This window comes from Homoserinimonas sp. OAct 916 (genome assembly GCF_003260275.1).
In the GTDB taxonomy this organism is placed as follows: Bacteria; Actinomycetota; Actinomycetes; order Actinomycetales; family Microbacteriaceae; genus OACT-916.
The window spans coordinates 42,976-69,179 of sequence record NZ_QJHB01000011.1 but is presented as its reverse complement, the minus strand read 5'-3'; the positions used below and the strand labels follow the sequence as shown (position 1 = coordinate 69,179).

General features: G+C 63.1%; 22 protein-coding genes. 15 read left to right on the top strand and 7 right to left on the bottom strand.

What is annotated here, in order from left to right:
* Positions 1–240: 240 nt before the first annotated feature.
* From ddaH to DL891_RS13615, 3 genes are all read left to right on the top strand, one after another.
* Positions 241–1,101: a dimethylargininase gene (gene ddaH, locus DL891_RS13625; RefSeq protein ID WP_111720992.1), complete on the top strand. Its 861-nt coding sequence runs from the start codon at positions 241–243 to the stop codon at positions 1,099–1,101.
* Entirely contained in the window at positions 1,098–2,360 is a 1,263-nt protein-coding gene (rocD, locus tag DL891_RS13620; RefSeq protein WP_111720991.1) for an ornithine--oxo-acid transaminase, read from the top strand. Before ddaH ends, rocD begins: the two co-directional genes overlap by 4 nt.
* 76 nt (positions 2,361–2,436) lie before the next feature.
* Positions 2,437–4,404 (top strand): AarF/ABC1/UbiB kinase family protein, encoded by a 1,968-nt coding sequence (locus DL891_RS13615; protein ID WP_111720990.1) that lies wholly within the window; start codon positions 2,437–2,439, stop codon positions 4,402–4,404.
* A gap of 19 nt (positions 4,405–4,423) precedes the next feature.
* On the opposite strand, the gene DL891_RS13610 is transcribed toward DL891_RS13615, so the two are convergent.
* Both DL891_RS13610 and DL891_RS13605 read right to left on the bottom strand, forming a co-directional pair.
* A complete protein-coding gene (locus DL891_RS13610) occupies positions 4,424–4,987 on the bottom strand; it encodes a DUF2269 family protein (RefSeq protein WP_111720989.1) in 564 nt (187 codons plus the stop codon).
* Between the two features lie 9 nt (positions 4,988–4,996).
* Positions 4,997–6,727: a DHA2 family efflux MFS transporter permease subunit gene (locus DL891_RS13605; RefSeq protein WP_111720988.1), complete on the bottom strand. Its 1,731-nt coding sequence runs from the start codon at positions 6,725–6,727 to the stop codon at positions 4,997–4,999.
* A gap of 275 nt (positions 6,728–7,002) precedes the next feature.
* Here DL891_RS13605 and DL891_RS13600 point away from each other — a divergent pair, with 275 nt between their 5' ends.
* Positions 7,003–7,530, top strand: coding sequence for a hypothetical protein (locus DL891_RS13600; protein WP_157962512.1), 528 nt, complete (start codon positions 7,003–7,005; stop codon positions 7,528–7,530).
* Positions 7,506–8,360: a hypothetical protein gene (locus DL891_RS13595; protein ID WP_111720986.1), complete on the top strand. Its 855-nt coding sequence runs from the start codon at positions 7,506–7,508 to the stop codon at positions 8,358–8,360. Before DL891_RS13600 ends, DL891_RS13595 begins: the two co-directional genes overlap by 25 nt.
* Before the next feature lie 35 nt (positions 8,361–8,395).
* Here the strand turns inward: DL891_RS13595 and DL891_RS13590 are convergent, their stop codons facing one another.
* The 3 genes from DL891_RS13590 to DL891_RS13580 all read right to left on the bottom strand — a co-directional run bounded on the left by DL891_RS13590 (position 8,396) and on the right by DL891_RS13580 (position 12,045).
* Positions 8,396–9,850 carry an alpha-hydroxy acid oxidase gene (locus DL891_RS13590; RefSeq protein ID WP_304598470.1) on the bottom strand — a complete coding sequence of 485 codons (1,455 nt, stop codon included), beginning with the start codon at positions 9,848–9,850 and terminating at the stop codon, positions 8,396–8,398.
* The gene (locus DL891_RS13585; protein ID WP_304598469.1) at positions 9,843–10,682 is read right to left on the bottom strand and encodes a FadR/GntR family transcriptional regulator; all 840 of its coding nucleotides are present in this window, start codon (positions 10,680–10,682) and stop codon (positions 9,843–9,845) included. Before DL891_RS13585 ends, DL891_RS13590 begins: the two co-directional genes overlap by 8 nt.
* A 112-nt stretch (positions 10,683–10,794) precedes the next feature.
* A complete protein-coding gene (locus tag DL891_RS13580; RefSeq protein ID WP_111720985.1) occupies positions 10,795–12,045 on the bottom strand; it encodes an ROK family transcriptional regulator in 1,251 nt (416 codons plus the stop codon).
* 101 nt (positions 12,046–12,146) lie between these two features.
* Between DL891_RS13580 and xylA the strand changes: the two genes are divergently transcribed.
* From xylA to DL891_RS13545, 7 genes are all read left to right on the top strand, one after another.
* Entirely contained in the window at positions 12,147–13,337 is a 1,191-nt protein-coding gene (xylA, locus tag DL891_RS13575; protein WP_111720984.1) for a xylose isomerase, read from the top strand.
* A 2-nt stretch (positions 13,338–13,339) separates the two neighbouring features.
* The gene (locus DL891_RS13570) at positions 13,340–14,743 is read left to right on the top strand and encodes a xylulokinase (protein ID WP_111720983.1); all 1,404 of its coding nucleotides are present in this window, start codon (positions 13,340–13,342) and stop codon (positions 14,741–14,743) included.
* A gap of 225 nt (positions 14,744–14,968) precedes the next feature.
* Positions 14,969–16,453, top strand: a complete 1,485-nt coding sequence (locus tag DL891_RS13565) for an FAD-binding oxidoreductase (protein ID WP_157962511.1) — start codon at positions 14,969–14,971, stop codon at positions 16,451–16,453.
* Positions 16,454–16,537: 84 nt separating this feature from the next.
* Entirely contained in the window at positions 16,538–17,428 is an 891-nt protein-coding gene (locus tag DL891_RS13560; protein WP_111720981.1) for a sugar phosphate isomerase/epimerase, read from the top strand.
* Positions 17,429–17,470: 42 nt separating this feature from the next.
* Entirely contained in the window at positions 17,471–18,697 is a 1,227-nt protein-coding gene (locus DL891_RS13555) for a Tm-1-like ATP-binding domain-containing protein (protein ID WP_111720980.1), read from the top strand.
* Positions 18,694–19,611, top strand: coding sequence for a creatininase family protein (locus tag DL891_RS13550; protein WP_111720979.1), 918 nt, complete (start codon positions 18,694–18,696; stop codon positions 19,609–19,611). The genes DL891_RS13555 and DL891_RS13550 overlap by 4 nt, the downstream gene beginning before the upstream one ends.
* Positions 19,612–19,660: 49 nt before the next feature.
* A complete protein-coding gene (locus DL891_RS13545) occupies positions 19,661–20,335 on the top strand; it encodes a GntR family transcriptional regulator (RefSeq protein ID WP_111720978.1) in 675 nt (224 codons plus the stop codon).
* A 163-nt stretch (positions 20,336–20,498) separates the two neighbouring features.
* Here the strand turns inward: DL891_RS13545 and DL891_RS13540 are convergent, their stop codons facing one another.
* Positions 20,499–21,506 carry a sugar phosphate isomerase/epimerase gene (locus DL891_RS13540; RefSeq protein ID WP_111720977.1) on the bottom strand — a complete coding sequence of 336 codons (1,008 nt, stop codon included), beginning with the start codon at positions 21,504–21,506 and terminating at the stop codon, positions 20,499–20,501.
* A 38-nt stretch (positions 21,507–21,544) separates the two neighbouring features.
* The gene (locus DL891_RS13535; RefSeq protein ID WP_111720976.1) at positions 21,545–22,726 is read right to left on the bottom strand and encodes a Gfo/Idh/MocA family protein; all 1,182 of its coding nucleotides are present in this window, start codon (positions 22,724–22,726) and stop codon (positions 21,545–21,547) included.
* Between the two features lie 181 nt (positions 22,727–22,907).
* Here DL891_RS13535 and DL891_RS13530 point away from each other — a divergent pair, with 181 nt between their 5' ends.
* From DL891_RS13530 to DL891_RS13520, 3 genes are read left to right on the top strand one after another with little or no spacing between them, the layout of a single operon-like run.
* On the top strand, positions 22,908–23,768 hold the full coding sequence (locus tag DL891_RS13530; protein ID WP_111720975.1) for a branched-chain amino acid ABC transporter permease: 861 nt from the start codon (positions 22,908–22,910) through the stop codon (positions 23,766–23,768).
* Entirely contained in the window at positions 23,765–24,853 is a 1,089-nt protein-coding gene (locus DL891_RS13525) for a branched-chain amino acid ABC transporter permease (protein ID WP_111720974.1), read from the top strand. Before DL891_RS13530 ends, DL891_RS13525 begins: the two co-directional genes overlap by 4 nt.
* Positions 24,850–26,145 carry an ABC transporter substrate-binding protein gene (locus tag DL891_RS13520; protein WP_111720973.1) on the top strand — a complete coding sequence of 432 codons (1,296 nt, stop codon included), beginning with the start codon at positions 24,850–24,852 and terminating at the stop codon, positions 26,143–26,145. The genes DL891_RS13525 and DL891_RS13520 overlap by 4 nt, the downstream gene beginning before the upstream one ends.
* Positions 26,146–26,204 lie beyond the last annotated feature (59 nt).

Genomic DNA, 26,204 nt, shown 5'->3' with positions numbered 1-26,204 from the left:
CGTTCGTTCTGCCTCGAGGTTGCGCAATGAACCTGCGCAGAATAGCGAAATATGGCAGATAACTGTGTGTCAGACTGAATGCGGCGTCCCGCCAATCATCTCCGCACGAGCGGATCAGCTGACTGGTCACGGGGCCTCCGACCCGAACGGATGCCCCCGGGGCTCAGTTTCGAGTGACAGAGTCCGCCACCGAATGAGCTTTCATCCCCAGGATGACTGCTCCAGCCACCAGGAGGCAAAATGTCTGTTCTCACTCATCCCACGCCCGTTGCGCCCGTGCGCACACCCTCGAAGCGCACCGTGCTGATGTGCCGGCCCGACTTCTTCACGGTGAACTACCGGATCAACCCGTGGATGCACCCGCAGAACCCCACCGACACCTCCCTCGCGGTGAAGCAGTGGGAGGTTCTCTACCAGACCTACCTCGACCTGGGATTCACGGTCGAATTGATCGACCCGATCGACGGTCTGCCCGACATGGTCTACTCGGCCAACGGCGGCTTCGTGCTCGACGGTATCGCCTACGGTGCCCTCTTCACCTATGAGCAGCGCGCAGCCGAGGGCCCGGCCTACATGGACTGGTTCCGTGAGGCGGGCTACACCGTTGCCGAGCCCGAGCACACGAACGAGGGTGAGGGCGACATCCTGCTGGTGGGCGATGTGATTCTGGCCGGCACCGGGTTTCGCAGCGATATCGAGAGCCACCAGGAGGTGGCCAAGCTTTTCGGGCGCGAGGTCATCACCCTCAACCTGATCAACCCCAGCTTCTATCACCTCGACACCGCAGTTGCGGTGCTTGACCCGTCTCCGGCGCCGGGCGAGAAGGCGAACATCGCCTACCTGGAGAGCGCGTTCGATGAGCCGAGCCTGAAGATCCTGCGCGAACGCTATCCCGATGCGATCCTCGTCAGCGAGGAGGACGCCACGGTGCTCGGTCTCAACTCCTACTCCGATGGATACAATGTGGTGATCGCCTCGCGTGCCCTCGGCTTCGAGAAGCAGTTGCGCGAGCGCGGCTACAACCCCATCGGCGTTGACCTCTCCGAGCTGCTTCTCGGCGGAGGCGGCGTCAAGTGCTGCACCCTGGAGCTTCGACGATGACCCTGTCTGTGACCGACCACCCTGTATCCGTGATCGGTGGGGCGGTGACGGATGCCCAGACCGCAGCGATTCGGGTCGAGAACGACCACGCCGCCCGCAACTACAGCCCGCTGCCGGTGGTCATCGCCCACGGTGAAGGTGCCTGGCTGACCGACATCGACGGGCGGCGCTACCTCGACTGCTTGGCCGCTTATTCTGCGGTGAACTTCGGTCACTCCAACCCGACGCTGGTCGCCACCGCGAAGAAACAGCTGGACGCGTTGACTCTGACCAGCCGCGCCTTCCACAACGACCAACTCGGACCGTTTGTCACTGCGCTCGCCGAGTATGCCGGCAAAGACATGGTGCTGCCGATGAACACGGGTGCCGAAGCGGTGGAGTCGGCGATCAAGCTCGCCCGCGCATGGGGTTACCGGGTGAAGGGTGTCGCCGCCGATCAGGCCAACATCATCGTGATGGGCGGCAACTTCCACGGTCGCACCGTCACCATCGTCAGCTTCTCCGACGACGAGGATGCCCGAGCCGATTTCGGTCCGTTCACTCCCGGCTTCCGCACGGTCGCTTACGGTGACGCCGAAGCACTCGCTGCCGCGATCGACGAGAATACCGTCGCCGTGCTGGTCGAGCCGATCCAGGGCGAGGCCGGCATCCTGATTCCGCCGGCGTCGTACCTGCCGGCGGTCAGAGAACTGTGCACTGAGAACAACGTGCTGCTCATTGCTGACGAGATCCAGTCGGGCCTCGGCCGCACGGGCACCCGGTTCGCCTGCGACCTGGTCGGCGTCACCGCCGACCTCTATCTGCTCGGCAAGGCCCTGGGCGGCGGTATTGTTCCGGTGTCCGCCGTTGTCGGAAACCGCGACATCCTCGGTGTGTTGCAGCCGGGCCAGCACGGCTCGACGTTCGGCGGCAACCCGCTGGCCGCCGCCGTCGGCGCCGCAACCATCGGGCTGTTGATTGACGGGTGCCTCACCGACCGGGCGCGGATGCTTGGAGATCGCCTCGCGGACCGCCTCCATGCCCTCCGTGGCCGAGGTGTGCTCGAGGTGCGCTGCGTGGGCCTGTGGGCCGGAATCGACATCGACCCGGGGCTGGCCTCTGGCCGGACCGTCTGCGAGATGCTGATGGAGCGCGGGGTGCTGGCGAAGGATACCCACGGGTCGACCATCCGCCTTGCGCCACCGATCGTGATCGAGCAAGGCGACCTGGACTGGGCCGTCGACCAGCTGGAGGAAGTGCTCGCACAACTTTCAGCCTGAAACGGCTGTGCTCCTGCAGGCGGTGAGCGATAGCGTTGGGCTGCGGATACAGGGCCCGGACTGAAGGCGAGGACACGTGAACGCTGGTCAGATTCTTCTGAGCGTTGCCGTCGATGTGGCGGCCACGATCGTCTTCATCATTGTTCTCGCGGCCGTGGTGCGCCGGCTGCTCGGGGTGCCGGTCGGCCTGATTCGAATCATTCTGGCCGGGGTCATCGCACTGGTGGCCGAATTGTTCTTCGAGGCCCGGTTCGTCTGGAACCAGCCCGGCCCGATGTTTGCGCTGGTGCCGGTGCAGATCGGCATCGTCGTGCTGGTCGCTATGGCTTTCCTGGTGCTGGCCGAGTTGGTTGTTCCGACCGGCACCGTACCGCCGCCGAACGATTGGCTGCCGGCCATCCGCCGCCAGTTCCAGCGGGCCAGGCGGTACTCCCAGATCACCCGGATCGCGATGCGCAACGGCCTGCTGCCGATCAAGGTACCGGCGCACGGGCCTGGCGGTGAGGCGTCCAGGCAGCGTGCGAAACAGGCCCGGTCGCTCCGGGTGGCGCTCGAAGAGGCAGGGCCGACCTTCGTCAAGTTCGGTCAGCTGCTGTCGACCCGGATCGACCTGGTGCCGGCCGAGTTCACTACCGAACTCTCGTTGCTGCAGCAGTGCGTGCCCGCGGCCGAGTGGGCTGATGTCAAGGTAGTGCTCGAAGCCGAAATGCAGGCATCCATCGACGACGTGTTCGCCGAGTTCGACCCGGTTCCCATAGCCGCAGCATCGATCGGGCAGGTGCACCGGGCGCGGCTGCACTCCGGTGAGGCTGTCGCGGTGAAGGTGCAGCGGCCCGGGATCGTGCCGGTGGTGACCCGCGACCTCGACATTCTGCTGCGTCTGGCTCGCACTCTCGAGAAATCCACCGCATGGGCGCGCTCGGTCGGCGTGATAGAGATAATGACCGGTTTTGTCGACGCCCTGCGCGGCGAACTCGACTACCGGGTCGAGACCGCCAACATGGCTGCGCTTCGCGCGGTGCAGGCGAATCGCCCCGAAGATGAGCGATTGGTCATCCCCCGCCACCGGGTCGACTTGTGCACTGATCGCGTGTTGGTGATGACCCTGCTCACCGGTAAGACGCTGAGCGACCCGGATGCACTGACGGGGGTCTCACAGGCCAGACGCACCGAACTCGCCGACGAGTTGTTTCGCTCCCTTGTTCGCCAGATCACTGTCGACGGAGTGTTCCACGCCGACCTGCATCCCGGCAACGTCATGCTGCTTGCAGGAAACCGGCTGGCCCTGGTCGACTTCGGTTCGGTCGGCCGACTGGATTCGACCATGCGGCGCGCCATCGGCGAGTTGATGCTCTCGTTCGATCGGGGCGACGCCCAACAGATGACCGACGGCCTGCTCGAGCTGATGAGTCGGCCCGATAATTTCGACGAACCGGCCCTGAGGCGGGCGCTCGGCCGGTTTGTCGCCCTCAATCTCGGCCCTGGCGCTGCGGTGAGTATGCAGATGTTCAGCGATCTGGTGCAGACACTCGGTGAGCACGGCATGGCGATCCCCGGGGAGATAGCGGCGGCGTTCCGCGCTTTTGCGGTGGCGGAAGGCACGTTGCGGTTGCTCGACGGTGATTTCGACGTACTCAACGGGGCCAAGGACTTTGCCCGAAGCAGATTCGCTGACGCCTTCAAGCCGTCATCCATGAAGAATTCGGTCACCGACGAGATGACGACGATGATGCCCATTCTGCGACGGCTCCCTCGACGCCTGGACCAGATCACCGCCCAGCTGGAGGCGGGACGGCTGAGTTTCAATATGCGCATTCTGGCCGACGAGCGTGACCGGCGTTACATCACATCACTGATCCAGCAGGTTCTGCTGGTCTTTCTGGGCGGCATCGCGGCCGTGGTGGCCACGATACTGCTGGTCAGCGGCGGCGGCCCCGAGGTGACGCCGACCATCAGCCTGTACCAGCTGTTCGCCTACACTCTGGGCGCCGTCGCCCTTGTGCTGGTGATGCGGGCGGTGCTCGACATCTTCCGAAGGCCCTGACCTCGGTCGGTGACAGGGGTTACGACGACGCCCCGACGACCATCAGGACGACGGTGACCAGCAACAGAACCGATGAGATCCCTGAACCCATGGCCACCAGGGTGTATTCGTTGTTCTCGGTGCCCGAGGCGGTGGCGGCCGGGGTCGGGGCCGTGCTGGGCGCCGGCGCTGCGCCCGGTGCAGGGGCACCCGGTGTTCCGCCGGAAACGGTGGCGGGGCCGGTGCCCCGTGCAGATGCCGCCGGGCGCTCCGGTGGCAGCGCAGGCGACAACCGGCGTGACGCGCGGCGCAACGCTGGAACGACAACGACGAGGGTCAGGATCAGGGCAATCGCGTAGAGGACCAGTGAGAGCAGAATCCACCACAGGGTGATTGGCATACTGCGCATTCCGATGATGCCGAATCCGAAGATGATCACCAGCAGGGAGAGCAGGCTGAAGATCAACGTCGACTTGGCAAGAACGGCGACCTGGCCGCCCTGACCGGCTTTGATCGCGCGCATTCCGGTCATTGGCAGGATCGCCATCGGGCCGATGATGAAGACGGCAGCGACAACGTGCAGAGTGACCATGATCGTATCCATGGCCCAAGCCTAGGCCCCGGCCCGGCTTTTCGTTGCGTGATCTGCCGAATCGCTTCGAGAGCGCAGTCGCACTGCAAAGCTCAGGCCCACACCGAGGAAGCCGGCAGCGGTGAACATCGAGATGCGGGTTGCATCGGCGAAACCGGCGGAGAGGGCCGCTGCCGCGACCGGGCCGTTTGCTCCAAGATCACCTGTCACTCCCTGCGCTCGCAGGACGGGAATGGTGCCGCCGGCTGACAGCGAGGTGCTGTTGACCAACTGCTGGGCGGCCGCCGGTGCGATGCCCGGAACGTTGTCGAGTTGGGCCGCCAGCCCACCCGCCAGGCCAGCAGCCAACACTGCGCCGATCACAGCAGTGCCCAGAGCGGCGCCCACTTGGCGCACGGTCGACTGGGTCGCCGAGCCCTGCCCGGACTGTTCGGTGGGAATGTCGCGCAGCACCGTACCGGTGAGCTGGGCGGAAGCCAGACCGAGCCCCAGACCGTAGCCGGCCAGCACCAGTGCGAGAAGCCACGGCGAGATTCCGGGGCGTATCACGAAGGCGGTCACGACCACACCGACGATCTCGATGACAAGGCCCAACAGAACGACGGAAGGGGCGCCCATTCGCTCGGAGAGTGCCCGTGCGGCGGTTCCCGACGCGAACGCACCCGCACCCATCGCGGCCAGTACGAGGCCGGCGCCGAGCGTGGTCAGGCCCATCGCGTTGACAATGAACAGCGGAAGCACGAAGAGCAGCCCGAACTCGCCGATGGCGACGCAGAGCGCGGTGAGGTTGCCCCAGGTGAAGGTACTGATCGAGAACAGGTTCAGGTCAAGGATGGCGGAGCGGTTCACTCGGGCCCGGCGGCGCTCCCAGAACACGAAGAGAACAAGTGCGGCGAGGCCGACCGCGCCCACCACCGGGATCGGTGAGAGCGGGGCGGCTGTTGACCAGGTGAAGCCGAAGATGTTGAGAGCGGCATCCGGAGTCCACCAGCCGAGGGTGCGGCCCTCGATCATTGCGAACACGATGGCGCCGAATCCGAGAGCGCTGAGAACCAGGCCTCCGGCGTCGAACCCCGGAGTGGTGTCACTGCTGCGTGTTTCCTCAACGGCGAAGAGGGCTCCGATGAGGATGAGGATGCCGAAGGGGAGGTTCACCAGAAAGATCCAGTGCCAGCTGAAGGATGTGGTCAGCCAACCGCCGAGCAACGGGCCGAACGCAGCCATACCGGCGATGACTGCGCCCCAGATGCCGAAGGCGATGGCGCGGTCGCGACCGCGGAACGTGGCGTTCACCGTGGAGAGGGTGGCCGGCAGAATCAACGCACCGCCGAGGCCCTGCACCACGCGGGCGAGGATCAGGGTGCCGGCGCCGGTGGCGATGGCGGCGAGAAGACTCCCGATGACGAAGACGACGATGCCGATGACGAACATGCGGCGCCGGCCCAACCGGTCGCCGAGTCGGCCGGCGGTCAGCAGGAGGGCGGCGAAGACGACCGAGTAGATGCCGTTCACCCATTGGGCGTCGCTGAGGTCAAGATGCAGGTCGTCGATCAACACGGGTAGGGCGACCCCGACGATGGTGCCGTCGAGCACGATCATCGACAGGCCCGCAGCCAGAACGCCGAGACCGACCCAGCGTCGTCGGCCGAATGTCGGGGCGGGATCTTGGCTTCCGGGTGCGATGTTCCCGCGGTCTTGCTGTGCTGCCAGCAGGCCCGATCGGGCCTGGGCATTGATCTTGGACGCAGTCATTCTCGTCTCATCCCTGCTGTTGTGGGCGCCTGTGGGTGCCTCACTTTCGAGCGTATTCAGTGAGATTTCTGGGTCATCCCCCAAAAGTTTGTACTTGTGGGTCAACGGGCGGTGGTCTGCGGGTCACCGCAGATGGCCCCACCGCCGGGTCATGTGGATAACTTACGGGGCAAAACTCGAATCTGGCCTAACGTAGGGGCATGGTGCGCTCATCGTTGCCCCGCCTGAGCAGGCATTCTGCGGCCCCGTGCGTCGCAGCGGCTGTTGGTCTGGCCATGCTCGCCACGTTGCTCCTCGGCGGATGCACTCCCGAGGCCGTGGCGCCGACACCGATCCCCGTGCCGCCCGTGCCTGATGGTGCGTGGTTCGCGTCAGACGAAGAGGCGCTGGCCGCAGCCCACAAGACGTACACGGCGTACCTTGCGGCCGCAGATCGAGCGGCCGACGGAGCTATTGAGGCCCGAGCGGCCTATCAAGCCCTCAGTATTGGTGAGCTTCATCGTCAAGTAGTGGAAGTCGCTGAATTGTATGACTCTGAAGGATGGACAAGCATTGGGCGATTAACACACGACTCTATGGCCATCCAAACCTTTGGTTTCGTCCAGCCGGGTGAGCATGAAATCCGAACCTTAGTCTGTCTCGATGTGTCCGAAACTGATGTTTTGGATTCGACTGGGGCGTCGGTCGTCGAACCGGATCGTGTGTTGCGGTTGCCGCTACAGGTCGTCTTTCAGCAGAGTAATCAAAAGGGTCCAATCTTGTTATCGGAGTCCAAGGTATGGTCCGGCAAAAACTTCTGCTAGCGGTCACACTCGTCGCAATCGGTGTTGCCGCCGGCATTGTTTCCGGCCCGAGCGCGGTTGTCGCGGGGCCGTCTTCAGAGTGCTCTGAAGAGCTTGCCAAGATCGGGGGTTGCGAACCACCATCCTCCGGCGCCGAGAGTGACGACGGCGAGACCGACATCTGGGCGACGATCGACAACCCTGCTCCCGGGCCGAACCAACCTGATGAATCCGGCACAAACAACGCCGCGCCCCACGGCGATAGTGCGCCCGACGCCGCTGGTCCGGGGCTGCCCAACGTCGGTTGCGCGGATGGTGCTGCGTGCGACACCACGCCCGCAGAACCAGACCCGGTTGTGGAGCCGCCGACAGTGACCTTGAGCGACCTGGCCACGTTCCGGCCCGCGATCCCTGACGTCACGATGGAGCCCGAGGGCTGGATCCTGGTGGGCCTCGACACGAACTTTGTGGCGCAGGCATCCGCCCACACGCTCACCGGGGAGTTGCTGGGCTGGCCGATCGAGGTGCGGTATGCGCCCGATACTTTTCATTGGTCGTACGGCGACAGCACCTACGCGTCGACAGCGACGGGTGGGGCGACCTGGGCGCAGTTGAGCCAATCGGAGTTCTCACCAACCGCCACCAGCCACGTCTACCGTGACCGTGGAACGTATTCGATCGACGTGCAGCTGGCCTATTCTGCCGAGTATCGCTTCGTCGGCTACGACTGGCTCCAGGTCGCGGGCACGGTGACTTCCGATGGCAACCGCATCACCGCTGTGGCCGGCGAGGCGAAGACCGTCCTCGTCGACCGCACCTGTCTGGAGAACCCGCGCGGACCTGGTTGTTGATGCTCGACTGCGAGCCAGACCCGCCGAGCCACACCCTACTTCTTGCCTTCTGCCTTGATCTTGGTCGGGCTGGATTCGGCCGACGAAGATTCGCGCTTCGCGGCCTTGGCCCCATCCGGTTTGGATGAGGCAGTTTTGCGAATGGCCGTCTTGCCGGAGGCTGTCTTAACCGGAACTGTCTTCGCTGGGGCTGTCTTGACGGACGCTGTCTTCGGTAAGGATGCCTTCGATGAGGCGGTGGAGGCCGCATCCGTTGGCTCGCGAGCAATCGGCGTGAGCCGGGCCAGCTGGGTGACGTGACCAGGCTCGAGCTCGTCGAGGGAATTGACGCCGAGCAGCCGCATCGTGCGGGTGATCTGCTCCGAGAGAATCTGGATCATGCGGTCAACCCCCGCCTCACCGCCGGCCATCAGCCCGTAGAGGTAGGCGCGGCCGACGAGGGTGAAGCGGGCACCGAGCGCGATCGATGCCACGATGTCTGCCCCGGCCATGATGCCGGTATCGAGCAGCACCTCGGTGTCGCCACCGACTTCGCGCACGACCTCGGGCAGCAGGTGGAATGGGATCGGCGCGCGGTCGAGCTGGCGCCCGCCGTGGTTGGAGAGCACGATTCCGTCGACGCCCATGGCCGCGAGCTTGCGGGCATCGTCCACATTCTGCACGCCCTTGACCACGAGCTTGCCGGGCCACTGGTCTTTGATCCAGGCGAGGTCTTCGAAAGTGACGGTCGGATCGAACATGGCGTCGAGCATCTCGCCGACGGTGCCCGACCAACGACTCAGTGACGCGAACGCGAGCGGTTCAGTAGTAAGAAAGTTGATCCACCACTCGGGCCTAGGGATGGCGTTGACAATTGTTTTCGGTGTGAGCGCAGGCGGGATCGACATGCCGTTTCGAGTATCGCGCAGTCGGGCGCCAGCCACGGGAACGTCGACGGTCACCAGCAGAGTGTCGTACCCTGCGGCCGCCGCACGTTCGACGAGCGCCATCGAGCGGTCACGGTCTTTCCACATGTAGAGCTGAAACCAATTGCGGCCCGGGTTCGCCGCCTTGACGTCTTCGATCGACGCGGTGCCCATGGTCGACAGTGAGAATGGGATGCCCGCCCGGAACGCGGCGCGCGCCCCGGCGATCTCGCCCTCGGTCTGCATCATGCGGGTGAAGCCGGTGGGGGCGATACCGAACGGCATAGAGACCGGCCCGCCGAGTACCGTGCGGCTCGTGTCGACGGTGGAGACATCGCGCAGGATGGCCGGATTGAACTGGATGTCCTCGAACGCCTGACGGGCGCGGGCGAGGGAGAGCTCTGCCTCGGCTGCGCCCTCGGTGTAATCGAACGCGGCTTTCGGGGTTCGGCGGGCGGCGATGCGGCGCAGGTCGTAGATCGTCAGGGCCGAGGCGAGTCGACGCTTCTTCGCGTTCAGCTCCACCTTCTTGAACTTCATCAGTGGGGCGAGGTCGCGGGGTTTCGGAAACTGGCGCTTAACCATGGTGGGGCTCTCTTTTTTGGTCTGGGGTCTTTTGGGGCGGGGTCTGTTGGAGCGGGGTCTTTTGGGCCGGCATTCGTCGGGGATGCCGGGCGAAGGCGGTCAGGTCGTCATCGTCACGGTCGACGTGATCATCGGTGAGCTTGGTCTCGGCGTAATAGCCGGCGATGTGGTCGTGCATCCGGGTGCGGGCGAGGTCAGCGTCTCCCACCCGAATCGCTGCGAGGATGCCACTGTGTTCTGCCCGCAACCGATCGACGGAGGAAGCCCAATCGGGCAGCCGCGCGACCCCCGCGAGCACATAACCCTCGATCGAATTTCGCAGCCCAGCCATCATCGCGGTGATCACCTGATTTGCGGATGCTTCGGCCAGGGCGACATGAAACGCGGCATCCAGAGCAAGAAATTCGGCCGGGGTGAGCGCGGGCGAGCCCATCGCGTCGAGCAGTTGCTGTGCTTCATCAAGTGGCGCAGATTTCGCGGCCAGCGCCAACTCGGCGACCACCGCGGTCTCGAGCACCAGTCGGGTTCGCACGATGGCTGCGACCGGAAATCCCGTCGCGGCCACCTGAAGGCGCATCAGTTGCGACATGCCACCGGCGGGGGTCGCGACGATCATGGCGCCGGCGAGAGGCCCCGAGCCGGTATTGGTACGGACCAGCCCGAGCACCTCGAGCACGCGCAGTGCCTCTCGTACGCTGGAACGCCCGACCCCGAGTTCAGCGGCGAGTGCACGTTCGCCGGGCAGGCGATCGCCTGGCTTCAGCGCGCCACTCAGCAGATCGCGCTCGATCGTCTCGAGCACGATGCGCCATGCGCGTTGGTCTGCGGTCACTGCTGCCCGTCCTGATCTATGTGGTCTGACCACATACTATGCGATCCCACGCTGCGAAGAAAGGACGTGCCTTCGGCGTCGGAGGGTCGCGCGCGCTCCTGACGCATTCTCCTCAGGCCAAAATCTCCAGAGAAGCAATCGATGACGGATCTGCCAGAAGTCGGGCAAACGCGATCTCGGCCGCCCCGATCAGCAGCAGATTTGGGCCCAACTGTGCACGTTTGATCGTGACCGTTCGCTCGAGTGAAGCGAACGACATCGACGCGTGCCACGAATCCAGATAGCTGGCCGCGACGTCGTAGAGTGAGCCGAGGTGGCCACCGAGAATGACCAGCTCGGGGTCGAAGATACTGATGAAGTCAACGATCTTCTCGGCGATGACATCAAGCTGTCTGGTCACCTCGGGGCGGAGGCGGCTGCTGTGCGGACCTCGGAGAACGGCATCCAGTTCGTCAAGATCAACTGAGCGAAGCTCGATCGGCGCGAGAAGGCGCCTGATGTTCACCTCGGTCTCGAAGCATCCGGTGCGGCCGCAGTGGCAGGCCCGCCCCGAAGCGTTGACTCGGGTGTGACCGAGCTCTGCACCATACCCGTGTGCACCGAACAGTGGGTGACCGGCGGAGAAGACACCTCCGCCGATCCCGCTCGTGCTGCCATTGAGGTAAACGAAGTCAGCGGCTCCGCGCCCCGCACCATACAGACCTTCGGCAATCGCACCGAGATTGGCATCGTTGCCGACTGCTGCGTCAACGCCGAGTGCGCTCTCGAGCGCGTCGGCGAACTCCTCGTTGCGCCAGCCCAGGTGGGGCGCGAAGGCGACAGTGCCGGTCGAGGTGTTGACCAGACCCGGAACAGCGGCACCCACCGCGATGATCTGGAGTTCACTGATCTCTGCAGCCATTGCCTGGGCCGCCTCGACCACCATCGACACGACCTCTGCGGCGCTCGGAATCGTTGCGGTGGGTCGTCGAACCCGCCCCAGCACGGCGCCGCCCAATCCGATCAGGCCGATCGTGACCGCGTCAGTATCAGGATTGACTGCGATTGCCGCAACGGATTCACGCACTTTTACTGTCGGGCTCGGGCGCCCCGCTGATCGCCCTGCTGGGCGCCCCGCTGCCGGCGCGTCGACCGCGGTCTGGGGCGTGGAGGCCTCGTTCACGAGGCCGAGGGCAACCAGCTCACCGACCAGAGCGCCAATGGTCGAGCGGTTGAGGCCTGTGCGCCTGGTCAACTCGGCGCGCGTCTGCATGCCGTGTCGATGAAGGATGCCCAGCATGGTGGAAAGGTTGTGCCGCCGGGCCTGGTCATTGTTGTTCCCGCGCTCCGTTGCAGCGAGCCTGGACGCGATGTTTGTGGGCATGCGCCTGTCCTAACTGCCGGAAATCAGATATGTTGTGAGAGATAACTTATTATCGCGTTTTTCGCCGCCACACGTCAAAGTTGACCACAATGGAGCCCATCATGTCCCTGATACCCACCCGCGACGACAAGTTCTCGTTCGGACTCTGGACCGTTGGCTACAACGGATCTGATCCGTTCGGCGGGCCGACTCGCGAACACCTCGACGTCGTTGAAGCGGTTGAGAAGCTCGCCGGTCTCGGCGCGTACGGGCTGACATTCCACGATGATGACCTGTATCCCTTCGGCTCGACGGATGCCGCAAGGCAGACGCAGATCGACCGTCTGAAGCAAGCTCTGGGTGACACCGGAATGATCGTGCCCATGGTGACGACCAACCTCTTCAGCGCCCCGGTGTTCAAAGACGGTGGATTCACCTCGAACGACCGCGCGGTGCGCAGGTTTGCGCTGCGCAAGGTTCTGCGCAACATTGATCTCGCCGCCGAACTCGGGGCGAAGACATTCGTCATGTGGGGAGGGCGGGAGGGGGCCGAATACGATGCGGCCAAAGACATCCGGGCGGCACTGGAACGATACCGCGAGGCGGTGAACCTTCTGGGGGACTATGTCACCGACAAGGGCTACGACATTCGGTTCGCCATTGAACCGAAACCGAACGAGCCCAGAGGAGACATCCTGCTTCCCACGGTCGGTCACGCATTGGCCTTCATCGAAACCCTGGAGCGTCCCGAACTGGTCGGCGTGAACCCTGAGGTCGGCCACGAACAGATGGCCGGGTTGAACTACACCGCAGGAATTGCCCAGGCACTGTACCAGGGCAAGCTGTTTCATCTCGATTTGAACGGCCAGCGAGGGATCAAGTATGACCAGGATCTCGTTTTCGGCCACGGTGACCTGCAGAACGCTTTCTCCCTGGTTGACCTGCTGGAGAACGGCGGCCCAGATGGCGGCCAGGCTTACGACGGTCCCCGCCACTTCGACTACAAACCGAGCCGCACCGAGGATGCGACCGGCGTCTGGGAGTCTGCCGCGGCGAACATGCGCACGTACCTTCTGCTCAAGGAACGCGCCGCGGCGTTCCGCGCCGACCCCGAGGTGCACGAGGCGCTCGCCGCCTCCCGGGTCGCCGAGTTGTTGACGCCGACCCTCGCACCCGGTGAGAGCTGCGACGACCTGCTGGCTGACCGGGCCTCGTTCGAAGACTTCGACACCGATGCCTACTTCAACGGCAAGGGGTTCGGGTTCGTCCGACTGCAGCAATTGGCCGTGGAGCACCTGATGGGGGCCCGCTAGTTGTGACGCCGCAAACCCTCGTAGCAGGCGTCGACTCGTCGACGCAGAGTTGTAAGGTCGTCATCCGGGAGTGCGAGTCAGGCCGTCTGGTCAGGTCGGGACGCGCCGCGCATCCGAATGGCACCGAGGTCGACCCCGAACAGTGGTGGCTGGCGTTGGCCGAAGCGGTCGTTGACGCCGGAGGCATCAGCGACGTCGCCGCACTGTCGATCGCGGGCCAACAACACGGGATGGTTGCGCTCGATGAGTTCGGCCGGGTCATCCGAGACGCATTGCTCTGGAACGACAGCCGCTCGGCTGAGGCCGCAGCCGACCTGATCGATGAGTTCGGCGCGGCCGAGCTTGCGCGGCGCACCGGCCTTGTCCCTGTGGCGTCATTCACGATCAGCAAACTGCGTTGGCTGCGCGACACCGAGCCCGAGAATGCGTCACGCGTTGCCGCGGTCGCGCTTCCCCACGACTGGCTGACCTGGCGATTGCGCGGATTCGGACCGGTCGACGAATCCGCTGGCCGCCGGGCTCGATTCGACGAGTTGGTCACCGACCGCTCCGACGCGAGTGGAACAGGCTACTGGAACCCGTCCACCGGTGAATATGACCGCGATCTGCTTCGCGCCGCGTTGGGGCGCGACTGTGTACTGCCGCGCGTGCTCGGGCCGGCCGAGCCGGCTGGCGTGACTCAAGACGGTGTCGTGATCGGGCCGGGTGCCGGTGACAACGCGGCGGCCGCACTCGGGCTGGGGGCCGAAGTCGGTGACGTCGTGCTATCGCTCGGCACGAGTGGGACCGCATACATCGTCGCAGACGAGGGCACGGCTGATGCGACCGGGCTCGTCGCCGGATTCGCCGATGCCAGCGGTCGTGCACTGCCGCTGGTGGCAACCCTCAATGCAGCCAGGGTGCTCGACGCGGCCTGCCGCCTGTTGGAGGTCGACCATGATCAGCTCGCAGAACTCGCGCTCGCTGCGGAACCCGGTGCCGGTGGTCTCGTTCTGCAGCCGTACTTCGAGGGGGAACGAACCCCCAATCTGCCGGACGCGACTGCGACGTTGTTCGGTATGACCCTGAAGAACTCCACGAGCAACAACCTTGCACGAGCCTCGTTCGAGGGGATGCTGTGCGGACTTGCCGATGGGGTGGATGCCGTACGCGGGCCGGGCACGACCGCGAAACGAATTCTCCTGATCGGCGGAGCGGCACGCAACGCAGCCGTGCAGGAGATCGCAACCCAAGTCTTTGATCTTCCAATCAGTGTGCCGGGATTCTCAGAATATGTGGCTGATGGAGCTGCAGCTCAGGCGGCCTGGGTGTTGACGGGTAGTCGTCCACGCTGGCCGATCGAGCTTGTATCGAATTCTGAACCGCGTGTCCACCCTGTGATCCGGGCACAATACTCGGCCCGTTAGCCGGATTCGCGCCAATCGGCGGGGCTGGCCGCCATCCGATCCGGCGATCGGGGCGCTGGACGGGAATACCGATTTTGAGCATGCTGAGCCCAGTTCGTGGTTGACAGCTACGCCAGAAAACAGCTAGTGTTCTTACTTGTATACAGATACGGATACAAGGTCGGTGCAGGGTTGCTCCCCAGTGGTTGCGGCACCGCCTGCCTACCTAATTTTTAAGGAGACCAGGTGAGCCAGAATCCACAGTCCAGCGGAGTGAGCGGCGAATATTACCTTCGGGGCCAGATAGCGCGAGAACTTGCCACAGCTGTGGGAACCGACCACGTCAGCACCGATAGCTCCGATCTTCAAGCCCAGGCCTCCGACTGGTCCTGGATGTCCAAGTACTTCCAGTACAAGGACCTGCCACAGCCCAGCGCTGATTTCGTCGTGCGCCCGCGCACCACTGAAGAAGTCGAGCGTGTTGTAGAGATCGCCTCTGACTATAAGGTTCCGATCACTCCTCGCGGGGGAGGGTCGGGAACCCAGGGTGGCACCTTCGCCCCATACGGCGGCATCGCACTAGACCTCGCGCGCATGACCGACATCATCGAGATCGACGAGGAGAGCCTCGTTGCCACGGTCCAGACGGGAATCGATGGCCCGAAGCTGGAGGAAGAGCTCAACAAGAAGGGTCTGACCCTTGCTCACTACCCCGGCTCCTACCACCTCGGTGCCACCATCGGCGGTTTCATCGCGGCACGCGGATCGGGCGTCGTCTCCACAAAATACGGCAAGGCTGAAGACCAGGTGCTGCAGCTCGAGGTCGTGGTGGCTCCGGGCAAGACGGTGAAGACCCTGCCCGTGCCGAGCCACGCCGCGGGCTCCGACCTGTTGCAGACATTCGTCGGCTCAGAGGGCACCCTTGGTGTGATCACCGAAGCTTCGATGCGGGTTGACCCGTTGCCCGAGACGCGCAGCTTCCTGTCATTCAGTTTTCCCAACATCTTTGCGGGGATCGAAGCCGGGCGACAGATCATGGCCAACCGCTTGCGCCCTTCTGTCATCCGACTCTACGACGAGGCCGACAGCCTCAAGTTGAAGGACTGGGTGGGTACCTCGTTCACCGGCACTTTGATGGTGGTCGTGTGCGATGGTGACCAGGAGTTGGTCGACTACGAGGTGAAGGCAATCACCGCTCTGGTGGAGAAATCCGAAGGCACGTCGCTCGGCCCCGATCTCGGCGAGGTCTGGTGGGATGGAAAGTATGAGCCATATGCGCGCGGCAAACTGCCGCAGCCACCGCTGCTCTACGGAACATTCGACACAGTGGCGCGCTTCAGCGCCATCCCGAAGATCTATCGCGCCCGCAAGGAGCTGATCGAGACCGAGTTCGCCGAGTATGGCGCGCGATACACTGCCCACCTGTCTCACTGGTACGACTGGGGCGCGATGATCTACGATCGGTTCTACGTCGACGAGGCGCCGTCAGATCCTGCCGAGGCGCTGGCCCTGCATGATCGCCTGTGGGACGCCGGAGTCCTCACGGCCATCAACAACGGTGGAACCGTCAACGACCACCACGGGGTCGGCGTCAAACTCGGCCGGTTCATGCGCCCGCAGTACGGTCATGGTTTCGAGCTCATGCGCTCACTCAAAAAGGCGTGGGACCCAGACGGCATCATGAATCCCGGCAAGTTGGGCTTCGGTCCGCCGACGAACAGCCGCTGGTAGCCTCGGGCACGCAGATTCACCACAACTGAACATCGATCAATCCAACCTGGCGCCACCGCGCTTCAAACCTCGAAGGAGAGTGTTATGCACCTGTCAATGCACAACTGGATGCGCAGCGAGCCGATCGAAACCACGATCGCGCGACTGGCGAAGTACGGTTACAAGAGTATCGAGATCAGTGGGGAACCACAGCAGTATGACGCCAAGCACGTGCGCGGGCTCCTCGACCACTACAAGCTCGACTGCTGGGGTGCAGTCACGCTGATGGTCGACAAGCGCAACATGCAGAGCTCCGATGAGGCGATGCGGGCATCGAGCGTGCAGTACGTCAAGGACTGCATCCAGTTCGTACACGACCTCGATGGCCAGATCCTCACGCTTGTGCCCGGCACCGTTGGCAAGATCGTTCCCGACGCCACTCCTGAAGAGGAGTGGAAGTGGCTTGTCGAGGGCGTCAAAGAGATCTACGAGGTTGCCGAGCAAAAAGGCGTTCGCGTCGGTATCGAGCCGCTCAACCGTTTCGAGTCCTACTTGATCACGCGAGCCGAGCAGGCTCTCGCGCTGTGCTCCGAGGTCGGCCCGAACCTGGGTGTGGTGTTGGATGCGTTCCACATCAATATTGAGGAGTCGAACATCTACGACGCCATCCGTCTTGTCGGTGACAAGCTGGTCGACTTCCACGTCGCCGACAACAACCGGATGCCAGCGGGCTACGGAACCTACAACTGGACCGAGTTGGTGGGCGTACTGAAGGAGATCGGATACGAGGGGGCGCTCACCGCAGAGTTCGTGGCGCCCGTCGACCGCACTCCGGCGAATAAGTACCCCAACGCGCTCGAGACCAACTTCGAGGGCCTCGACATCGACCCCGAGCAGCTCAAGTTCATCATTGACCACGGCTCGAGTGTCTTGACCGAGGAGTACTACGACTGGCTGGTCAAGGTCAACGCCGACACCCTGCTCCCGCTGATCTAACCGCTGAAGCACGCTTCGGCACCAGTTGCGAGGAAGAACCCAATGGGCAAGGTCGTCATCGTCGCCACGCTCGACACCAAGGGTCCTGAGGTGGCATATCTGCGGGATCGTCTTCAGGCGCTCGGTGTCGCGACGCTCGTTGTCGACTCCGGAATTCTCGGAGAGCCAATCGGAATTGTTCCAGACGTCTCGCATTCTGAACTGGCTGGGCGAGGTGGGTTCACCCTCGCCCAGCTACAGAAGTCGGGCAGCCGCGGGCGCGCGGTCGCGACGATGCGTGACCTGGCCACCTCCTTCGTCAGTGAGAAGTACGCGGCCGGTGAGATCGTTGGGGGAATCAGCGTCGGTGGTGTCGGGGCGGTGATGGGGGCGGCGGCGATTCAGACCCTTCCGATCGGCGTACCCAAGATTGTTGTTGCACCCACCGCCTCCGGCCACCATGAGTTCGGTCCGTACGTGGGCACCAAAGACGTCATGGTGGTTCACTCCGTCGTCGACATCCTCGGCCTCAACCCGGTCGCCACCACGGTATTCGACAATGTGGCCGCGGCGATGGTCGGGATGCTCGCCCACGGACATGAGTTGAAGATTCCCACAACGGGTCGTCGATACGTGGGCACGACAATGCTAGGGAACACCACGACCGCGGTTGGCGCGATGAAGGACCGCTTGGCCGAACTCGGTTACGAGACTGTTGTATTTCACTCCAGTGGCGTCGGCGGACCCTCGATGGAAGATCTGGCCGAAGAAGGCCTGTTTGCCGGAGTGATCGATTACACCACCAACGAGATCACCGATCCGCTCACCGGCGGGATCCACAACGGCGGACCTGACAGACTCCGCCGGATCGGCGCCCTTGGTATTCCCCAGGTGGTGCTGCCCGGCTGCGTCGACTTCTCTGTCTTCGCCCCCGGGTCCATTCCAGAACGTCTGCGCGACCGCGTGATGTACGACCACAATCCTGAATACACGCTGGTGCGAGCCAGTCACGAAGAAAAGGTGCAGATCGCGATGATCTTCGCCGAGCGGCTCAATCACGCGACCGGGCCGGTACGGGTGATCATGCCAATGGGCGGACTGTCCATCCCCAGTACCCCCGACGGTCCCTTCTGGGATCCGGAGGGTGACGCGCTTTTCCTCACAACAATCCAGGCCAACCTCAAATCTGAGATTCAGGTCGACGTGGTCGACCTGCATATCAATGACCCCGAGCTCGGCAGAATTGCTGCCGAACTCTTCGCCACACTGATGCCCAAGGAGGCAGTATGACCCCCCGTCCCGAACGCCAGATTGCCCAACTCACGACAGGTGATAAGGAGTTCAGAGCAAAGTTCCGCTCCTGGAACCACGCCTACCTCACGTACGTCGACATCGAGGAATACCTGAAGACCAAGGACACCATCCTGGTTCCGATGGCGAGCACCGAACAGCATGGGCCGCACCTGCCGCTGTACACCGACACGATCACCGCGGTAGAGATTGCGGAGCGCGTCTCCGAGGCGATCGGTGTTCTGCACACGCCACCGTTGTGGGCGGGATATTCGCCGCAGCACATGTACGGAGCAGGCCAAGGCCGTGGCACGATCACATTGCGCGCCAGCACCCTGCTGAACCTGATGAACGATGTGGCTCGAAGCCTGATCCACCACGGCTTCAATCGCATCATCTTCATCAACGGCCACGGCTCGAACGTCAAGGTCGTCGACCCTGTGCTGCGTAAGCTCCGCTACGAGACCGGCGCGATGATCTCCTTCGTCAAGCCGTACATGGAGCGCTATACCGGTGTGCTCGAGGGCCTGATGGAGAACCCGCCAGAGGAGACCCCAGGCTGGCACTCGAGTGAATTGGAGACCAGCCAGGACATGGCCTGGAACCCCGACCTGGTGCGCATGGAGCGCGCGGTCGACACCCGAGCGCACACGCCAGCGTTCCTGCCGAAGGCATTCAGCAAGGAAGACGGTATGCCTGACACGGATTTCGAAGGCTACCAGTACTTCACATTCCCGATGGACCACCACGAGTTCGTCGAGAACGGCATCATTGGGAACCCCATGCGTGCCACCGCCGAGAAAGGCGAGGAGGCATTCCGGCGCCTGTCCGAGCACGTTGCCCGGGGTGTGCTGGAATTGGAGAAGGTGCCGGTCGAGGTGCACACGCGCGAGTTCGTCGATCGCACAATGTAGAGTCGACTGGTCTTGTGACTGTATATGCGCTGACGGAAAGTAGGGAACTGTGACGGTGGAGACAGCGGGATCCCGAGTAGACGACGCCTATGACTGGCTGCTCGCGGAGATAACCGGATTCAGAGTGCGTGCCGGCGCCCCGCTGTCTGAGAACAAACTGGCCCAGCAACTGGGAATCAGCCGTACACCGGTTCGTGAGGCATTGCAGCGCCTCGAGAAGGAAGGTTTGGTCAAGCGCACCGACAGCGCCCGGTTCGCTGTGTCTCAGATCACCACCACAGAGGTGAATGATGCCTGCGACCTGCTCGAGGTGCTCGACAGTTACATCTTCCGCAAGGCGGCCAGCAAGCTGACCTCCGACGACATCGAGGCATTGATGGCGAACGTGGAGCTAATGTCCGAAAGTGCGCGAGTCGGCGACCGGGAGCAGTGGGCCGAGGCCGACACCGCCTTCCACCGGTTGGTCAACGGCGTGGCCGGCAATCAATTGGTCGCCGATACGGTTAAACAGGCGCGACGGCGTATCCAGCGATTCTGGTTGCGCGCCGCGTCGGTCGAGCACCGGTTGGAGACGTGCTCTGCGGAGCACCGCGTCCTCGCCGAGGCGATGGTGGCGAAAGACTACGCAGCGATCGAACCCGCGGTGGTCGAGCACATCACGCATATGAGGCGAAGCATGCTGCAGATGTTGGCCAGCGCTGCGATGCTTCTGGGTGACGAGTAGTCAGCCAGACGGGCGTGCGCACTCGAAGCCGGTGAGTGATTCAGCGAGCGGCAACGGCAGAAGCCGTTGCCGCTCCCATTCCATTGAGGCCACAGAGATCCCGCAGGGCGGCTGTGCACGACACCACTCTCGCACACGAGCTGGCTCAACTGAGAACGGCCGACTAGTCCTTCGATGCGAAGGCGTCGTCGAATGAACCTGCCGGAAGATCCCACAGAAGCGAACGAATGTAGCCGATGGCTTCTTTCGCTCCGTGCAGTCGGTCCATCCCCGCGTCCTCCCATTCGATCGAGATCGGGCCGGTGTAGCCGATGGCGTTCAGGGCCCGGAAGGAGTCCTCCCAGGGGATGTCTCCGTGCCCGGTCGACACGAAGTCCCACCCGCGGCGTGGGTCGCCCCAGGGCAGGTGCGAGCCGAGAATGCCGGAACGTCCGCTCGCCGGCTTCTTGCGCGTGTCCTTGCAGTCGACGTGATAGATGCGGTCGGCGAACTCGACGATGAACTCCACCACGTCGATCCCCTGCCAGAACATGTGACTCGGATCCCAGTTCAGGCCGAATGCCTCGCGGTGGTCGATGGCCTCGAGTGTGCGCTTGGTCGTCCAATAGTCGTACGCGATCTCTGACGGGTGCACTTCGTGCGCGAACCGCACTCCTTCGCCGTCGAAGACGTCAAGGATCGGATTCCAGCGATCGGCGAAGTCCTGGTAACCGGCGTCGATGACCGATGCCGGAACAGGCGGGAACATCGCCACGTATTGCCAGATACTCGACCCGGTGAACCCGACGACGGTGTCGACGCCCAGCCGACGCGCAGCCTTGGCGGTCATCTTCATCTCTTCGGCGGCGCGTTGGCGAACACCCTCTGCGTCGCCGTCGCCCCATACCTTCGAGCCGACGATCGCCTCATGCCGGAAGTCGATCGGATCGTCACAGACCGCTTGGCCCTTCAAGTGGTTCGAGATGGCGTACAGCTCCAGGTCATGCCTTTTCAAGATGTCCAGCCGGGACTGCACATAGGCATCGTCCTCGGCGGCACGCCACGGATCGAGATGGTCTCCCCAGCAGGCGAGTTCCAAACCGTCGTAGCCCCACTCGCTGGCGAGCTTCGCCACTTCCTCCAGCGGCAGATCGGCCCATTGGCCTGTGAACAGTGTTACAGGATGCGACATTGCTTGTTCCTTTCTCATTGATTTCGGGTTCGGTATGCCTATGCGGGAACGGTGACCGTGCGGCTGTCGGCCGCCGCACTGTCCTCGATCGACTGCAGAACTTGTTGCACGCGCAACCCTTCTGCGAATGACGGCGAACTGGGCGTGCCGTCGGCGATGCTCGTCAAGAACTCGGCGAACTGGTGCACGAATGCGTGCTCCCAGCCGATGATGTGGCCGTCGGGCCACCACTTGCCGACGTATGGGTGGTCGGATTCCGTGACCAGAATGCGACGGAATCCCTGCTCCTGGCTGTCGTTCTGCCCGTCGAAGAACCACACCTCGTTCAGGTTCTCCAGGTTGAACAGAAGGCTGCCGCGCTCGCCGTAAAGCGCGATGGTCATTTCGTTCTTGCGGCCGAGCGCGAAGCGGCTGACCTCCAGCTGCAGCAATCCACCACCCGACAGGGTGCCGTGAGCCCACGCCGAGTCATCAACCGTGACGGTTTCCAACGGACCACTGCCGCCCGACCCCTTGATCGAACCGTCACCGCTGTCGCCGGTCGGGCGCTCGGTGATGAAGGTGCGCAATCCCCCAGAGAGATCGGTGATCGACTCAGCAGTCAGATGCGTCACAAGGTCGACAAGATGAGAGCCCAGGTCGCCAAGCGCGCCGCTCCCTGCTTCATCTTTACGCAGGCGCCAACTCATCGGAGTGTTGGGGTCGGTCAGCCAGTCCTGCAGATAGCTGGCGCGGACGTGACGCAGTTCTCCGATGCGGCCATCTTCGATCAGCTTCTTTGCCAGGGCAACGGCGGGGACCCGGCGGTAGTTGAAGTTGACTATGGCGTGTTGGCCGCGAGCGGATGCCGCCGCAAATGCTTCCTGCATTCTTTCGGCGTCTTCAACGGAGGTGGCCATCGGCTTTTCGACGATGACGTGTTTGCCGGCAGCCAGGGCGGCTATGGCGATTTCTGCGTGCATCACCCCTGGTGCGCACACGTCAATGATGTGCACGTCGTCACGCTCGATGATTTTTCGCCAATCCGTAGCGGATTCCTGCCAGCCGTAGCGTTTCGCTGCCGCAGCGGCGCGTGCACCATCCCGGCCGACGAGAACCTTCTGTTCGATCGCAGGCGTATCGAAGAATGCCCCGACATTGCGCCAGGCGTGCGAATGGGCTTTGCCCATGAACGCATATCCGATGACGGCTACTCCGAGAGAGGGGGTGGATTCAGCCATGTGAGCACTCCTTAATTCGCAACATTGCGAGCCAATCGACCTGTGCAGAACACAATTGGATAACAAGTCGAGCAAGCCCAGAGTAGTACTGTATCTGCACTTGTATACAAGTCAGGATACATGATAGTGTCCAACTGTTCAGCCCCTGAAGTGAACACAATGCTGTGAAGGTTGAGGTGAAATGGAACAGTTTCTGCTGGTCACTCTTAATGGACTCACCCTTGCAGCGGTTTATTTCCTTGTCGCAAGTGGGCTGACCTTGATCTTCGGGCTGATGCGAGTCATCACGCTCGCCCACGGCACGAGCTATCTGCTCGGTGGGTATATCGGGTATGTCATCGTGCGCGAAACAGGCAACTGGGCCCTCGGGGCCCTCGGTGCCGCCCTCGCAGTCGGGCTGTTGGGCCTTGTGATCCACCAGTTGCTCATCCGCAAGTTTCAAGACGACGACATGCGAGTCGCGTTGATCACGCTCGGTGTAGCCCTGATCGGAACCGACCTGATGCTTGCCACGTTTGGTGGAACAGCAACCCAGGTCGCATTTCCTGCGGCGCTGCAGATCGGTGTGAACGTGCCCGGGGTTGGCCAGTACCCGCTGATCCGCCTGATGATCCTCGGCATCTCCATTGTGGTGGGAATCCTGCTGTCCCTGTTCATCAATCGCACCCGATTCGGCTCGATCGTGCGTGCCGGCGTGGACGACAGCCAAATGACCGCGGCAACCGGGGTCAACGTGCGGATCGTCTTCGGTGCGATCTTCTTCCTCGGCTCCGCTCTCGCAGGCTTCGCCGGAGTCGTGGGGGGCACACTGTTCCCCTTGCTGCCCGGACAGGACGGTACCTATCTCCTGTTCTCGCTGGTGGTAGTGATCGTCGGTGGAATGGGCAGTATTCCCGGTGCGGCGATCGGGGCCGTGTTGGTCGGTCTGGTGTCGCAGTACACGTTGGTGATCGCACCGACATACGCCCTTGTCGTCACGTTCGCCCTCATGGTCGTCGTGCTCGCGATCCGCCCGCAGGGAATCATGGGGAGGGCGGTATGACGCGCTTGGCGACCCCCACACGGTCTGAGAAAAGCCGGGGCTGGCTGCGCCCCGGTCTCATCATCGGCCTCATTGTGCTCGCCCTGGCCATCGCGTTCCCGCACCTGGTGGACCGGCCGAAGTTCTGGATCCCGAACATCGGCATCAAGTCACTCTGGCTGGGTATCGTCGCGATGAGCCTGGTCTTCCTCAACCGCTACGTGGGCCTGCTCTCGCTGGCACAGATGACAATTGCGGGCATGTCGGCCTATGGAGTCGCCTACGCGACGGTCACCCTGGGCCTGTCACCGTGGGTATCCATTGTGTTCGGGCTCATGATCGGCACATTGGCAGGGTACCTTGTGGCGCTGGTCGCGGCACGGACCAAGGCCATCTATTTTCTGATGCTCACGCTCGCGCTCGGCCAGGTCTTCTATTCCTGGGCGGCCCAGGCGGTCGACGTGACCAATGCCAGTCGGGGACTCTACCCCGTGCCACGGCCAGACCTCGGCGTGATGAACCTCGCCGACCTGAACAGCTTCTACTACTTTGCGCTCGCCGCCGCTGTCTTGTGCTACCTGTTGTGCCGGTACGTCGCGACCAGTTCCTTCGGCCTTGCGCTGCAGGGTATCCGGGACAGCCCGGAGCGAATGAGCGCACTCGGTTACAACGTCAACCGTTACCGCGTCGGCGCGATCACGTTCGCCTCATTCATCGCGTCGATCGGTGGCGTGATCGTCGTCTTCGACCGAAACCAGGTCGATCCCAGTGTGGTCAACCTCAACGCGACACTCGACATCCTGATCGTTGCGGTCATCGGGGGCATCGGCTCGCTGCTCGGCGTCTTCGCGGGTGGGGTGGTACTTTCACTGCTGCTCAACTTCTCTCAAGACTTCACAGACCGGTATATGACGCTGACCGGACTTGTGTTCATAGCTGTATTGCTCTTCGCCCCGGCAGGCCTTGCGGGTATCGGAAAGCAAGTACAAGGGGTCAAAGACCGTGTGCTCCGGAAAAAGAAATCCGCACCCGTTCTGGAGCCCGTGCAAGAGCCTCCGACGAAGCCGTCGGAGGAAGAACTAACAACGGAAGGAACGCAGCGATGACGCTGAAAACTAAGAAGGGGATGTTGTCGGCGATCGCTGTCTGCGCGGCGATCGTACTGACTGCAACTGGATGTTCATCTCCCGCAAACGACGGTGGAACCTCGCCGGCTCCAGGCGGAGAAGCTCCAGCGGGCTCCAATGAGATCACGATCGGCGTTCTCGCGACGGCTGAGGGCAACCTGGCCTTCGGTATGGATGAGGCGAAAGCTGCGATCGGGGTGGCTATGGCTGCCTACGGCGGCGACGTCGACGGAGCCATGATCGGTGACACCAAGGTGAACCTCGTTTATGAGGGCACCGACGGCACCAGTGCGACGGCTCAGACCAAGGCAAAGAAGTTGGTCGAGAACACGGGCGTCGACGTCATGTTCGGCCCGGTCTCGGGTGACGAGGGTGAAACAATCGTGCAGTACGCACTGACCGTGCCCGATGTCACATTCGTGAACGGCTCAGCCAGCCCGGTCAGCATGACTCTCGAGGGTGCAGAGAACTTCTTCCGCTTCCACGGTGACTCCGCCATGTGGATGGGTGGCCTCGGCGACTACGCCTTCAAGGACAAGGGCTACAAGAAGATCTACTCGATCGCCGAGGACTACTCCTTCCCGTATGACAACGCCGGTGGATTCTTCAGCGAGTTCTGCGCTGCGGGTGGCGAAGTCAACGGCAACTCCTGGGTGCCGGTGGGCACGACCGACTATGCGACGATCATCGCGCAAATTCCGGCTGACACCGACGCGGTCTACGTTGGCCTCGGTGGCGCAGATGCAGCAAGCTTCCTCGCGCAGGCGGTGACAGCAGGTATCAACAAGCCGCTCGTCGGCGGGTCGATCGCGGTTGACACGACCGCTCTCTCGGGTGACTCGAACATCGCAGCTGCCGCGGTGGGTACCATCACCGGTGGCCCGGTTCCCGGCGCGGACTTCTCGACGCCGACCTGGGATACATTTGTCGCGGACTACGCGAAGCAGCCGAACGCGTTCCCGAGTCCGTCGATCTTCGCAGTGCTCTACTACAACTCGTTCGCCCCGCTCCTGCAGGCGATCGAGGCGAGCAAGGGTGACCTGAGCGACAACCAGGCCGCATTGCGCGCTGCGCTGTCCGCAACCGATTGGGCCAGCCCGACCGGCCAGATCACGATGGACGCCAACCGTCAGGCAATCGTCGACAACTTCCTCACCGAGGTTGTTGAAGGCGACGGTGGTGCGCTGACCACGAAGAACATCAACGAGGCGACCGGAGTAAAGCAGGGAACCGTTGTCTATCAGCGGTTCGACGGCTGTCCCGGTAGCTAGCTCGGACAGATCTGGTGGTGCGGTGCCCAGGCACCGCACCACCAGATCCACCTCATACC

What these genes read in the sequence shown, in the direction of transcription:
- ddaH (WP_111720992.1), top strand. Translation starts at nt 241, where the DNA reads ATGTCTGTTCTCACTCATCCCACGCCCGTTGCGCCCGTGCGCACACCC.
- rocD (WP_111720991.1), top strand. Translation starts at nt 1,098, where the DNA reads ATGACCCTGTCTGTGACCGACCACCCTGTATCCGTGATCGGTGGGGCG.
- DL891_RS13610 (WP_111720989.1), bottom strand. Translation starts at nt 4,987, where the DNA reads ATGGATACGATCATGGTCACTCTGCACGTTGTCGCTGCCGTCTTCATC.
- DL891_RS13605 (WP_111720988.1), bottom strand. Translation starts at nt 6,727, where the DNA reads ATGACTGCGTCCAAGATCAATGCCCAGGCCCGATCGGGCCTGCTGGCA.
- DL891_RS13600 (WP_157962512.1), top strand. Translation starts at nt 7,003, where the DNA reads ATGCTCGCCACGTTGCTCCTCGGCGGATGCACTCCCGAGGCCGTGGCG.
- DL891_RS13595 (WP_111720986.1), top strand. Translation starts at nt 7,506, where the DNA reads ATGGTCCGGCAAAAACTTCTGCTAGCGGTCACACTCGTCGCAATCGGT.
- DL891_RS13590 (WP_304598470.1), bottom strand. Translation starts at nt 9,850, where the DNA reads ATGGTTAAGCGCCAGTTTCCGAAACCCCGCGACCTCGCCCCACTGATG.
- DL891_RS13580 (WP_111720985.1), bottom strand. Translation starts at nt 12,045, where the DNA reads ATGCCCACAAACATCGCGTCCAGGCTCGCTGCAACGGAGCGCGGGAAC.
- xylA (WP_111720984.1), top strand. Translation starts at nt 12,147, where the DNA reads ATGTCCCTGATACCCACCCGCGACGACAAGTTCTCGTTCGGACTCTGG.
- DL891_RS13560 (WP_111720981.1), top strand. Translation starts at nt 16,538, where the DNA reads ATGCACCTGTCAATGCACAACTGGATGCGCAGCGAGCCGATCGAAACC.
- DL891_RS13555 (WP_111720980.1), top strand. Translation starts at nt 17,471, where the DNA reads ATGGGCAAGGTCGTCATCGTCGCCACGCTCGACACCAAGGGTCCTGAG.
- DL891_RS13550 (WP_111720979.1), top strand. Translation starts at nt 18,694, where the DNA reads ATGACCCCCCGTCCCGAACGCCAGATTGCCCAACTCACGACAGGTGAT.
- DL891_RS13540 (WP_111720977.1), bottom strand. Translation starts at nt 21,506, where the DNA reads ATGTCGCATCCTGTAACACTGTTCACAGGCCAATGGGCCGATCTGCCG.
- DL891_RS13535 (WP_111720976.1), bottom strand. Translation starts at nt 22,726, where the DNA reads ATGGCTGAATCCACCCCCTCTCTCGGAGTAGCCGTCATCGGATATGCG.
- DL891_RS13530 (WP_111720975.1), top strand. Translation starts at nt 22,908, where the DNA reads ATGGAACAGTTTCTGCTGGTCACTCTTAATGGACTCACCCTTGCAGCG.
- DL891_RS13525 (WP_111720974.1), top strand. Translation starts at nt 23,765, where the DNA reads ATGACGCGCTTGGCGACCCCCACACGGTCTGAGAAAAGCCGGGGCTGG.
- DL891_RS13520 (WP_111720973.1), top strand. Translation starts at nt 24,850, where the DNA reads ATGACGCTGAAAACTAAGAAGGGGATGTTGTCGGCGATCGCTGTCTGC.